General features: G+C 45.7%; 11 protein-coding genes. 2 read left to right on the plus strand and 9 right to left on the minus strand.

Annotated features, from left to right (window positions below; all coding sequences use genetic code 11):
- Positions 1 to 44: 44 nt before the first annotated feature.
- The 7 genes from OH459_RS00535 to OH459_RS00565 form a co-directional block, all read right to left on the minus strand.
- Positions 45 to 1,139, minus strand: coding sequence for an ABC transporter ATP-binding protein (locus tag OH459_RS00535; protein ID WP_005448999.1), 1,095 nt, complete (start codon positions 1,137 to 1,139; stop codon positions 45 to 47).
- Positions 1,139 to 2,488, minus strand: a complete 1,350-nt coding sequence (locus tag OH459_RS00540) for a GH1 family beta-glucosidase (RefSeq protein ID WP_269984633.1) — start codon at positions 2,486 to 2,488, stop codon at positions 1,139 to 1,141. The genes OH459_RS00535 and OH459_RS00540 overlap by 1 nt, the downstream gene beginning before the upstream one ends.
- A gap of 23 nt (positions 2,489 to 2,511) precedes the next feature.
- Positions 2,512 to 3,396, minus strand: a complete 885-nt coding sequence (locus OH459_RS00545; protein ID WP_005448996.1) for a carbohydrate ABC transporter permease — start codon at positions 3,394 to 3,396, stop codon at positions 2,512 to 2,514.
- Position 3,397: 1 nt separating this feature from the next.
- The gene (locus OH459_RS00550; protein WP_269984634.1) at positions 3,398 to 4,387 is read right to left on the minus strand and encodes a carbohydrate ABC transporter permease; all 990 of its coding nucleotides are present in this window, start codon (positions 4,385 to 4,387) and stop codon (positions 3,398 to 3,400) included.
- 60 nt (positions 4,388 to 4,447) lie between these two features.
- Complete coding sequence (locus tag OH459_RS00555) at positions 4,448 to 5,695, minus strand: ABC transporter substrate-binding protein (RefSeq protein WP_005448993.1); 1,248 nt, start codon at positions 5,693 to 5,695, stop codon at positions 4,448 to 4,450.
- 22 nt (positions 5,696 to 5,717) lie between these two features.
- Positions 5,718 to 6,722 carry a LacI family DNA-binding transcriptional regulator gene (locus tag OH459_RS00560; protein WP_269984635.1) on the minus strand — a complete coding sequence of 335 codons (1,005 nt, stop codon included), beginning with the start codon at positions 6,720 to 6,722 and terminating at the stop codon, positions 5,718 to 5,720.
- Positions 6,723 to 7,204: 482 nt separating this feature from the next.
- On the minus strand, positions 7,205 to 8,530 hold the full coding sequence (locus OH459_RS00565) for a carbohydrate porin (RefSeq protein WP_005448989.1): 1,326 nt from the start codon (positions 8,528 to 8,530) through the stop codon (positions 7,205 to 7,207).
- A gap of 446 nt (positions 8,531 to 8,976) precedes the next feature.
- Between OH459_RS00565 and OH459_RS00570 the strand changes: the two genes are divergently transcribed.
- The gene (locus OH459_RS00570; RefSeq protein WP_005448988.1) at positions 8,977 to 10,167 is read left to right on the plus strand and encodes a GGDEF domain-containing protein; all 1,191 of its coding nucleotides are present in this window, start codon (positions 8,977 to 8,979) and stop codon (positions 10,165 to 10,167) included.
- 51 nt (positions 10,168 to 10,218) lie between these two features.
- Here the strand turns inward: OH459_RS00570 and OH459_RS00575 are convergent, their stop codons facing one another.
- Together OH459_RS00575 and ppnP are read right to left on the minus strand one after the other, a co-directional pair.
- Positions 10,219 to 10,500: a hypothetical protein gene (locus OH459_RS00575; RefSeq protein WP_005448987.1), complete on the minus strand. Its 282-nt coding sequence runs from the start codon at positions 10,498 to 10,500 to the stop codon at positions 10,219 to 10,221.
- Between the two features lie 141 nt (positions 10,501 to 10,641).
- Positions 10,642 to 10,926: a pyrimidine/purine nucleoside phosphorylase gene (gene ppnP / locus OH459_RS00580; protein WP_005448986.1), complete on the minus strand. Its 285-nt coding sequence runs from the start codon at positions 10,924 to 10,926 to the stop codon at positions 10,642 to 10,644.
- A gap of 220 nt (positions 10,927 to 11,146) precedes the next feature.
- Here ppnP and OH459_RS00585 point away from each other — a divergent pair, with 220 nt between their 5' ends.
- A complete protein-coding gene (locus OH459_RS00585; protein ID WP_045486038.1) occupies positions 11,147 to 11,650 on the plus strand; it encodes a DUF2850 domain-containing protein in 504 nt (167 codons plus the stop codon).
- Positions 11,651 to 11,693: the final 43 nt, after the last annotated feature.

Here is an 11,693-nt window from a genome sequence, read left to right on the forward strand (position 1 = left end):
AATTTGCCAGTACGCAAGCGCGCACTGGCTTTCATATCGAGGGTTTAGAATGTCGCTAGCGAGTTTTCACTCAGTGCATCAAACAGATGAATCGCATCTAAATCCAAGTAGAGAGTTAAACTATCCACATCCACTTCCGCAGCTTGTGTTTCAACCATTAATGGCTGACCAGCAATTTCCGTTTTCAGTAGAATACTTGCACCTAGTAGCTCCTTGTCTTTAATTTTGACAGGGAATGGCAGCACGCGGTCATGATCCACTTGCTCAGCACGTAGATGAATGTCCGTAGGACGTACACCAAAGTGCAGTGCTAAGTTCTTCGATGCGTGTGCTTTGAAACGCTCTGGTAGAGGAATACGAACATCACCCAATTCCACTTCCCAGTTACCGTCTTCACCAATCAGCTTGGCATCCAACATGTTCATGGATGGGTTGCCAATGAATTGCGCCACAAACTTGTTGGCCGGGCGTTGGAACACTTCCGTTGGTGTGCCAACTTGAGCTACATAACCATCTTTCAAGATCACGATACGGTCTGCCAGTGTCATCGCTTCAATTTGATCGTGGGTTACGTAAATCGTGGTGGTTTTTAGCTCACGATGAAGCTGTTTGATCTCTTCACGCATTACACCACGCAACTTGGCATCTAGGTTCGATAATGGCTCATCAAACAAAAACACCTTAGGCGTGCGAACCATGGCACGCCCCATCGCAACACGTTGGCGTTGACCACCAGACAGCTCTTTTGGTTTGCGATCTAACAGTGCGTCCAACTCAAGCATTTTTGCCGCTTTACGCACTTCAACATCGATTTGGTCTTTTGGCATGCCTTTCAGTTTCAGTGCAAAAGCGATGTTCTCGTATACCGTCATATGTGGGTACAGCGCATAGCTTTGAAACACCATCGCAAGGTCACGATCTTTCGCATCGATTTTATTCATCAGCTTATCGCCAACGTAAATCTCACCACCCGTTATGCTTTCCAGCCCAGCAAGCATACGTAGCGTGGTCGATTTACCGCAGCCCGATGGACCAAGGAAAACCACAAACTCTCCATCTTGCACCGTGAAGTCGAAGTGTTTCACTACCTCAACATCATCGTAGGATTTCTTGATGTTTTTGAATTCGACTTTTGCCATTACTGGTTCTCCTCTGCTCGATCTAGCAGCATGTTACGGTAAGCAATTGCGCTCGCTTTTAAGGTGCGTTTTTGTGTTTGGTAATCCACGTGGACAATGCCGAAGCGCTGCTTGTACCCGTAAGCCCACTCGAAGTTATCCATTAAGCTCCAAGCGAAGTAACCATTCACATTCACACCTGCTTTAATCGCAGCATCCAACGCTTCTAGATGCAGTTGGAAGTAACGAACACGTTGCTCATCATTCACTTCACCAGCAATGCAATGGTCATCGCCAGCTGCGCCGTTTTCAGTGATGTAAAGTGGTGGCAAGTTCGGGTAACGGTCGTTCAAACGCAGAAGCAAATCTGTCAGTGCTTGAGGGTGAATCTCCCAACCAATGAATGTGTGCTCTTGTTCTGGTTGAGGTACCGTTTCAATATCGCCATGTTCGTTGTAGCGCACGACACAACGGGTGTAGAAGTTAATGCCGATAAAGTCCAAATCGGTCTGGATGATGTCGAGATCGCCTTCCAGAATCATTGGCATGTTGTGCGATTGACGCTCCAAGACAAGCTGCGGGTATTCGCCTTTTAATACCGGATCCATAAACCAGTGGTAACCTTCCGCATCGCTGTATTCTGCCGCACCGATGTCTGCATCGCTGTATGGGTACGCGGGTGTCGCATTGAACACACAACCGTGCATCGCATTTGGTGCGTTCTTGCGCATGTGTGGAATCGCCAGACCATGTGCCAGCATCAAGTGGTGCGCAGACAAGAATCCTTCACGCTCGCCCTTAAGGCCAGGAGCATGTTCACCCCAACGGTAGCCTAGATAAGCAGAGCAGAACGGTTCGTTCAATGTCGCGTATGAATCAATCTTATCACCGAAGTAAGCACTAACTACCTTCGCGTATTCCTCAAACTTGTAAGCCGTTTCTCGGTTAAGCCAACCGCCTTTGTCTTCTAGGCATTGCGGTAGATCCCAGTGGTAAAGCGTAACGAAAACCTTCAAACCGCGAGCGTGGCATTCATCGATGATTTGCTCGTAAAACTTCAAACCTTCTTCATTCACTTTGCCATCTTCAGGGATGATGCGCGGCCACGCCATCGATAGACGGTAAGCGCCCACCCCCAAACCTTGAATCATCTCGATGTCTTGCTTCCACAAATGATAGTGATCACATGCCACGTCACCGTTATCTGCGTTGTCGACTGCACCTGGCTTATTACAAAACGTGTCCCAAATCGAAGGCGTACGACCACCTAACTGGGCACCGCCTTCAATCTGATAAGAAGAGGTTGCGACACCAAATAGGAACTCTGGGCTACGTAATTTTGAATCTTGTGGTAATTGGAATTTATTCATTGTTATAAAACCTTTTGTTTCGCTTAGCCCTTGACGGCACCAGAGGTCAAGCCGCTGATCATCTGTTTAGAGGCAAATAAGTAAGTAATCACTAACGGTAAAATGGAGATGGTTGTTCCGAGCATCACCGCTCCCCACGGCGTATTCGGAATGCCCTGCACGCTTCGCAGTGCCTGCGTAATCACGTAGTTTTCTGGCGTTGTAAGTACCACGAGTGGTTGCATGAACATGTTCCAGAAGAAGACAAACTGCACGATAGCCAAAGTTGCAAGCGCCGGTTTCATCAGTGGCAATACCACACTCCAGTAAGTTCTAAATTCACCCGCACCATCGAGCTTCGCCGCTTCTAACAGCTCTTTTGGAATCGATGCCACCACGTGCTGGCGCATCAAAAAGATGCCAAATGGTGTCGTTGTGAATGGTAACCAAACCGCTAAGTGGTTATCGAGTAAGCCGAGGAACTTCACGATCATGAAGTAAGGGATCAAACTCAGCACTGGCGGAATCATCATTGAGCCAACCAACATACCAAACAGCACGTTTTTGCCCTTGAACTTGTACACCGCAAACGCATAGCCGCCCATGCTACAAAACAGCAGTGAAATTGTGGTGCCTAGGAATGCGATGTAGATAGAGTTAAACATCGCCTGCCAAAACGGCATGATTTCCAGTAGTTTTGCGTAGTTGACTGCTAAGCTGTCGCCAATCGCAAAGCTAATCCCAGTGCCAAAGATTTCGGTACGGTCACGGGTTGATAGCAGCGCCGACCAAATGAACGGAAATACGGTCATGATGGCAGAAACAATCAGGATCGACCCGAGCATCACCATCAGTATTTTGGTGAAGATCTCGATACTGCGATCGCTTGGACGCCAACGCTGCGCCGCAGGTAAAGTGTTAGTACTCATCTTATTGCTCCCCTAGACCTTTCTTACCGAAGAAGAAGAATTGAACCGCTGTACAGCCTGCAATCAAGGTAAACAGCAGCCACGAAATCGCTGACGCTGTACCCATCTCTAGCCATTCCCAGCCCACTTTGTAGAGGTACATTGAGATGGTTAAACCAGACTGACCTGTACCACCCGTACCGCGCGTTAGAACGAAGGGTTCTTCGAACAACTGCAAGTTACCGATGATGGTCATGGTGACCGCAAAGAAGATGAATGGACGAATCATTGGTAGTGAAATGCTCCAGAATCGACGCCATGCGTTTGCACCATCCATACGAGCCGCTTCTAGGATGTCTTTAGGAATCGTCATCAAACCAGTGGTGTATAGCACGATGTTAAAACCGGTGTATTTCCAGAACACCATAATGGCGATAGAAGGCTTCACCATGGTTGCGTCATCTAACCAACGGATTGGCTGGAAGTCGTTCACCCAAGAGAATGCCCAACCAAATAGTGTGCTGTCTGCCAATGCTATTAAGCTTTGGTTGATGATCCCTGAGTTTGGCGAGTACATGTTGAAGAAGATAAGTGACGCAGCCACCGTTGACGTAATGAACGGCAGGAAATAAGCCGACGTCAACCAATGACGAAAACGGTCACCCAAAGACACCAGAATATACGCCACCGGCAGAGCAACCAAGTGCTGCGCCACACCAGACGTAATGGCTAGCCAAAGGGTGTTCTTCAATGAGCGCCACAGCCACGGGTCAGTCAGAGCAATGTGGTAGTTCTCTAGCCCGACGTAATCCATCGCACCCAAACCTTCGACTGGGTTCCACTCATGGAAAGAAAGAAAAATTGAAAACAGTAACGGGAAGATCCCGAAAACAGAAAAAATAATCAAAAACGGCAATAGGAATCCATACGGTGTAAGCGCTTTCAAACTTAGACGAGAAAAAATGCTCTCACGTTGTGATGTTTCCATAACCTTGCTCGCTGCATGATTCATAGTAACGACCTCTACTCAGGAGGGCGATTCGCCCTCCTTGCTTACCAAATGGCGAAATGCTTACAAATTACGGGTGCGGCGCTTAATCATGCGTTCCGCTTCTTTCAATGCCGTTTCAATGTCTTTGCCTTCATCCAGCACTTCCATCAGTGCGTTTTCTAGGATGATAGAGCGAGCAACGTGGTCGCCTTTTGCTGGTGCCACTGGCTTGATGTTTTGTGCCACCTCAGCAAACAATAAGCGCGCTTGCTGCCCACCAAGGAACTCGACTTTCTCTTCAAACATAGGGTCGTCGTAAGTTGTTGTGTTTGCAGGGAATGCTGCGATAGTTTCGAAGTGTTTAAGCTGAATATCGCGACGAGTTGTCATGTATTCGATCAGCTTCCACGCTTCGTCTTGATGCTTAGATTGGGTTGGAATCGATAGGAATGAGCCACCCCAACTACCGTAAATACCATCAGGAAGGTTAGATACACCCCAGCTACCTGCAGTCTCAGGAGCAATCCAGTTGTTTAGGTGACCAAGTAGCCAAGCCCCCGAAAGCTGAGTAGCAAATGTGCCGTTACGGAAGCCTTCGTACCATTCGTTTGACCACGCAAGAATACGACCATCTAAACCTTTATCACGAATCTCTTTCGCCACTTCAAACGCGTGCACAAAACGCTCAGAGGTCACGACTGGGTTGCCATCTTTATCGAAGTATAGACCTTCACCTTCTGGCACTGTGGTAAAGATAATCGCTTGTGCCACATCCGCAGCAGACGCGATCAGTTGTACGTTTTGTTGCTTCAGCTTTTCACCCGCCGCAATATAAGAGTCCCAATCTTTGATCGCTTCATTGATATCAATGCCCGCTTTTTCAAAAATGTCAGTGCGGTAGTACATCACACCCGGTCCTAAATCGACTGGCATACCATACACATCGCCATCTGCTCCTTTACCCTGCGCCCATGCATAAGGCGCAAAGTTTTCTGCGTATTTGTCTGCACCATAGTTTTCAGACAGATTAACTAAGCCGCCAGACGCCACAAATGGACCGATTTTTTCTACATCAACAACAATCACATCACCTGCGCCAGACCCCGTCGCCAAGTTGGTTGTCAGCTTGGTATGGTGGTCACCGTGGTTATTCATTAGGTAATCCACTTTAATGCCAGTTTCCTTCTCGAAATCCGGTAGCAGCACTTTCAAGCTACTATCAAAATCAGGGAAACCATCGAAGCGAATTTTGGTTTCATCAGCCGCATTTACCGTTGCAGCAACACCCAAAGCAGCGGTCATGGCAAGCGTCAAAGTTTTCAGTTTCATGTTGTTGTCCTTAATTATCGTTTTATAGGGTATGCAGTTCCTTGACTGAACTTCTTGGCACCAAGCTTGGCGACAATTTGAAGTTCACATCTCGTTTATTTTTATTGAGAATTTGAATCACGAGCTGGACAGCTTCAGCGCTCATTTGCTCAATAGGGAAGTTAACTGTGGTTAGGGCTGGCGTGAGGTAACGTGCAAATAAAATGTCATCAAACCCCACCAAAGAGATTTGCTCCGGAACGTTGACACCATTGGCTTTCAGCACTTCGTAAGCACCAAACGCCATATGATCATTACACGCAAATACAGCAGTAAAATGACAATCGCGCTTCAACAGTTTACGCATTGCGCTTTCCCCTGATTCTTCGGTAAAACCGGCCTCGGACACCAACGCTTCGTCATACTCGATTCCCGCTTCTTCAAGAGCCTTGCGGTAACCTTGTAGACGCCCCCGTGCGTCAGATTTGTCCAGAGGACCGGTGATACACGCTATGTTGCGATGCCCCATTCGCAACAAGTATTCGGTCGCCAACTGACCACCAAATTCGTTATCGATCTCAATACAGCATTGCGCCATTTCTGGAATAAAGCGATTCACCAGTACCACCGGAATGCCTTTTTCTTTAAGATCGATTAAATAATCATCCGTCAGGTTTTGTGCATGCAAAATGATGGCATCCACGCGTCGTCCAAGCAGAAATTCCACTGACTCACGCTGACTTTGCTCAGAGTTTGAACCTGCAGTCACCACCACGTGGTAACCGAAACGGCGCAGACGCTCTTCCATGCTGTGCAAAATGCCAGAGTAAAATGGACCACCAAGCTCTGGCACGATGATGCCAATACTGCCAGTGCGACTAGACGCCAAAGCCTGAGCGATTGAGTTTGGACGATAGCAAAGTTCTTGAATCGCTTTCTCGACTTTCAGCTTCTTATCGTGACTTACACGGCTAGTGCCATTGATCACACGAGAAACCGTTGCCTGAGAAACCCCTGCGTATTCAGATACATCTTTAATCGTCGCCACAAGAAACCTCTTCCACCTGAGCATCAAGATTCAATTTTGCTTCGAGATGCATTTCTCGAAACCGCTTTCATGGCAGCTAGTATTTCTTATCCACTAGGGTGTTATCGTGAGAGAAATCACACCGAAATCCCTTTAGATTCGGGCAATATCGGAAAAAATGAAGCGGTAGGCAGTTTCCTTTCACGCCATGAAACTGTTTCATGAAACGGTCATTTCACGTTCAAATGAGATTCAATAAAGGCATTGATTTCACAACTCTTTAATAAAGATCTCTGCGCAGTTTTTTAAAGCATAGAAACAAAAAAAAGAGCCGCAAATGCGGCTCAAAATAGGGTCAATAATGGACTGTACGGTGTTCACTGGCTGCAATGAACGCCATGACTAAATAGAGAGAGTTAAGAAATAAATCAGTGGTAGAGACCTAATAAATCTGCCTTCAGTACCTACCACTGTTACATGGACAGTAATTAATTAGACTCGATTTACCACCAAGCTTCCCACATAGCACCTACGCTAAATGTGTCTTGCTTAGGGTCATTGTTGGTTGCTTTGTTGTCGACCTCACCTGCCGTCGCGTAGAAGCGGAGCATCGGACGAGCGCCAGCACCCCAATCAAACGAGATATTTTGCGATAGCGTCACTTTCCAGCCTGTGTTGTCATCATCGGCACGTGCGTAATCAACCATTTGGTAACCCGCTTCTAGCCAAGTCGAGTGAACATCATTCCAGAAGTACATCGGACGGACGATAGCACTGTAGTTAGTACGCTCATCTTCAAGCTTGTTTGAACCGTCAATTGAGTAATCGTGATATGCCAATAGGTATTCAACCGCAGCGTTTTCACCAAGGTTTGCATTACCTTCAAAGCTTGCGTAAATAGTTGTTAAGTCTTCTGTTTTCCAGAATACGCCGTTGTCAGCGTTATCAGAATAACGCAACACTAAACGGTTTGATCCGCTGTCGTGTGCACGAGAAATCACCGCACCCAGCTGGTAAGCATCAATGTGTTCTGAGCTCTCAATTGCTTCTGAATCAAAACCATAGTTCGCGTAAAGCTCTAAATCAGCAAAGCCCATATCAATGCCGTGCAGTTTAGATGTGAATGCATACGCACCGCTATCACCCGTTCCAGAGCCACCAGTACAAGAGATTGAAGGGTTGGATCCCGGAGTGATTTCCGGGTTACAGCTTTCAACCGAAGCAACCACACCAAGGTCAAGTTTGACGGAACCAAGCTCAAGGTTGTTGATACCGCCACCTTGACCATCGTGCATCATCCAAAAGTAATCGTTGATGCCCTGTTGTGGACGCTGATGGAAATCACGACCAGCCCAAATGTAAGCGTTCGGCTGACTCTCTAGTACATTCGTAACGCCTGCATAAGCCTTTTTCAGGTTCACCTCGTCACCCCAGTGATCGAACATCACCACAACATCCCAGATTGCGCCACTGTCATTCTTAAATGCTTTAGCTAACTGGAATTCACCGCCATTGCCTTCGTTACCTAATCGACCAATAGCGGATGAGCCGTTAAAAGAGCCATCAACCATCACGTACTTTTGGTCGCCCCCTTGGTAGTGAGCACCGTAACGAGCATAACCAGAGAACACAACGCCATAAGGAATCTCAATGTCCGGCGTTAATACCGCTGGTTGTTGGTCATCGACATAAGTTGGGTCAATGCGTTTCTCCAGCTCTTGAATACGTTTTTCCAAAGCTTCTACATCAGAATCGGCAGCAAAAGTAGAAAGAGAAGCAAGCGAAGTGGCCACTGCAAGAGTGAGAGGTAAAACCTTTAAGTTTTTCATGTGATTTCCCTAAGTTTTTGTAGGTGTAATTATTTCAATAGGGATCTTAAGGAATGAAACGTTTGAAAAGTCGCTACTGCTTCACATGGCACAAGCACTCGAAATGACATGAAACAACGCATGAAACTAGCGCCGTATTTTGTTAATTAAAATCATAATGTTATTAGATTCTAATTTGTCATTCATATTTTGAAATCGCTTTCATTTCACAGAAATGTTTAAGAATAATCACGTTAATTTGTTCAAAATAAGCGCAATTCATACTTGGTTTTTTGAAAGTTTTCATAATCCTGAAAACTTTCACAGGTCGTAAATTTCTTACAAATTCAATAACTCACATTCATGCCAAACATGATTCATATCACAATTAAACGTATTGCTATTCCATGTAGTACTAAATTACCACCTAGAATAGGCATTAAATAATTCTAAAGTAGGGATACACAATGTCGAAATTGGCCGGAGCACGCCTAGAGGAAATGGCGGATATCCGATCGACAAGAAAAAAGAAGATTGTATTTCTCTGTTCCAGCATTGCGACGGCATTTTTAGCCTATGGCTCTGTGCTGCATTACTTTGAAGGGAACTGGGGGCTTAGCTTTTTAATTGGTCTGTGTGCTGTGGCATGTTTAGCCATCAGTTATTTAATTAAAGTACGTGGGCATCATCAATACGCAGATTTACTGCTCACCGCGGTATTGATGTTCGATGGTTTACTACTGCTGCTCTATAACGACGCGCCATCCGGCAGGTTGCTTTGGCTCTATCCCATTGTGGCTGCCATTATTCTAATTAATGAATTTAAGGTCGGCTTACTATTCAGTGTCAGTTACACACTCATCATTTTTTTTGGTTTAACCTTTCTAGAAAGTGTTCCCACTGCAAGTGAAATGACTGAGCGTCGCTTTATGTTCACCTTAGTGGCGATCTGCTTTGTGTGCCATACGTTTTCTTATTACTACTCAAAAGTGGTTAATTACATCCAAACTCTCTATCGAGAAGGGATTGAAGAACTCGCTTATCTCGATCAATTGACAGGCTTAGCGAATCGCTGGAGTTTTGAAACTTGGGCTCGCGCCAAGCTAGAGGAGCTAGATCAAACCCATAGTAATACGGTTACCGCATTGGTCTTCCTTGATATTGATAACTTCAAACACATCAATGATAACTATGGTCATGATGTGGGTGACCGCGTACTAAAACACTTCGCGACACGCTTGAAAAACAACATTCGCAACAAAGACCGAAAGACAGACAAACACGATTATTCGATCGCTCGCTTTGCGGGTGATGAGTTTGTACTCATGCTCTACGATGTACGCTGTAAAAAGGACTTAGACACCATCATGGATCGCATCGTCAATCTATTTAAAACTGGCTATCAATCGGAAGACACGATTAATGAGCTTACAATGAGCATTGGCGTTGCTATCTATCATCAGGATGCGAATGACCTATCTGAGCTGACTCGTTGTGCGGATAAAGCCATGTACGCGGCAAAGCACACGGGTAAAAACCAGTACGCCTATTATGAGCATTGCTCGCATGCAGAAGAGTTACGCCATCAAAGACATTCGCTTGTTGGCGCAATGGGAAGTGAAAATGTGACCTCGTTACAACGCGATGCCAGTTTATAACGACCAATTGCTTAGCATCATGGCAAGTGCAAATGGTCGTTATCACACATGTTAAGCAAACATGTACATCGCCCATAAACCGCCGAGCAAAAACGTAATCAACCAAATCACTTGGCGTGTTTTACTTGGTTTATCCTCTCTAGGACGAATAACGGGTTTCAGTGCCCGTTCCTTAATTTTTCCGACCAGACTGTTTTCAATCGCTCGTTTATAGAAAGCACGACGCTTTTGTGCCGCATTCGCAACTTTCGTGAAACGGTGCCTTTGCTCTGTCGTAAATTCCGTCGCCTCAAAGCGAGGAGGGAGATCAGAATGTTTAGGTTGTACTGCCATCACTTCCTCCTTGTTGATGATTGCACCTGTATTAAGTATATACAAAGTTATCAGTTTGTTGTTAAAAAACGTTTGTATCTGAACAACATGCATGAAAAAAGCCACCCAAAAGGTGGCTTTTATCTCAATTCTATTTAGTGCTTAGAGGTACTCACATAAGTACGCGGTCGCGTCTTTCACTTGCAGTTCGAATGATGAATTACCTTCAACTTCGAAGAACTCACCACTATTGTAGGTGACCCAATCCACTTCACCCGCTTTCTTTACGATCAACGCACCTTTAACAACACTCATACGCTCCGGCGCTTGTGTGCCGAACGTGTATTCACCTGGTAGCATTACGCCAACACTGACATCCTGCCCTTGTTGACTAAAACCTAGTGACTTTACGCCACCAGCAAAATAACTGTTTTCCTTAATACTCATTATTGGTTTCCTTATCAAAAATCAGCTCTTTTTTACCCTGTTTCGGTTTACGACTCAAGTCTCTAAATGGGTCTTAGTTGAAAGAGCAAATTCTCAATAACTGTGTTTCGGAATGTAAAAGTGGACATCAGATCATAGTTTCACCGTCTCAAAAGCTAGATTGTTTGTTTTTGTAGCTCAAGCTTCTCACCATAATAAAAAAGGAAGGTAAGTAGGAATCATGACCACCACTGCGCGCAGGAAAAGGAAACAGAAGCCAGAACCGCAACCCTCATTTTGGGCTCGTCATCAGTTCAAAATCATTAAAGGGGGCTTTGCTGTTTTCGGTTGCTCGTTGATTAGTGTACTTGGTTACCAGTTGTACGCATCTTACTTAGATTACATCGACCCAAACAAAATCTACGGTGAATGGATAGAGATCGGTGCGCCACCTTATCAAACCGAACAGCTTTCTTTTACACCCGAAGGTGTCTTTCGCAACCATCGCCTTATCGCCACTCAATTCGAGTTTGATGGCAAAGTCGTCACACTGAACACCGGACTTGGCAAAACTGAGTACCAAATCTCAGGGTCTCATCTCTCTCCACAGATACGACGCATTGAACCTCGAATCCCTGACCAACGCTTTATCCTAAAAGGCTTCGAACACACGGTTCAGGGCTCAGAAACTGGCGCAGCTTCCAAACGCAGAGCAGCGTTGAGCGAACACTTCAGTCGCAAATAACCTCCTTTTCAACGCTACCTCTATGTCGTAACTCTTTCTGTTT

The sequence above is a fragment of the Vibrio sp. MM46 genome (genome assembly GCF_027587135.1).
Classification (GTDB): Bacteria; Pseudomonadota; Gammaproteobacteria; order Enterobacterales; family Vibrionaceae; genus Vibrio; species Vibrio harveyi.

Coding starts and splice junctions, on each gene's coding strand:
- OH459_RS00575 (WP_005448987.1), bottom strand. CDS start 10,500: ATGGCAGTACAACCTAAACATTCTGATCTCCCTCCTCGCTTTGAGGCG.
- OH459_RS00570 (WP_005448988.1), top strand. CDS start 8,977: ATGTCGAAATTGGCCGGAGCACGCCTAGAGGAAATGGCGGATATCCGA.
- OH459_RS00555 (WP_005448993.1), bottom strand. CDS start 5,695: ATGAAACTGAAAACTTTGACGCTTGCCATGACCGCTGCTTTGGGTGTT.
- OH459_RS00585 (WP_045486038.1), top strand. CDS start 11,147: ATGACCACCACTGCGCGCAGGAAAAGGAAACAGAAGCCAGAACCGCAA.
- OH459_RS00550 (WP_269984634.1), bottom strand. CDS start 4,387: ATGAATCATGCAGCGAGCAAGGTTATGGAAACATCACAACGTGAGAGC.
- OH459_RS00535 (WP_005448999.1), bottom strand. CDS start 1,139: ATGGCAAAAGTCGAATTCAAAAACATCAAGAAATCCTACGATGATGTT.
- OH459_RS00540 (WP_269984633.1), bottom strand. CDS start 2,488: ATGAATAAATTCCAATTACCACAAGATTCAAAATTACGTAGCCCAGAG.
- OH459_RS00545 (WP_005448996.1), bottom strand. CDS start 3,396: ATGAGTACTAACACTTTACCTGCGGCGCAGCGTTGGCGTCCAAGCGAT.
- ppnP (WP_005448986.1), bottom strand. CDS start 10,926: ATGAGTATTAAGGAAAACAGTTATTTTGCTGGTGGCGTAAAGTCACTA.
- OH459_RS00565 (WP_005448989.1), bottom strand. CDS start 8,530: ATGAAAAACTTAAAGGTTTTACCTCTCACTCTTGCAGTGGCCACTTCG.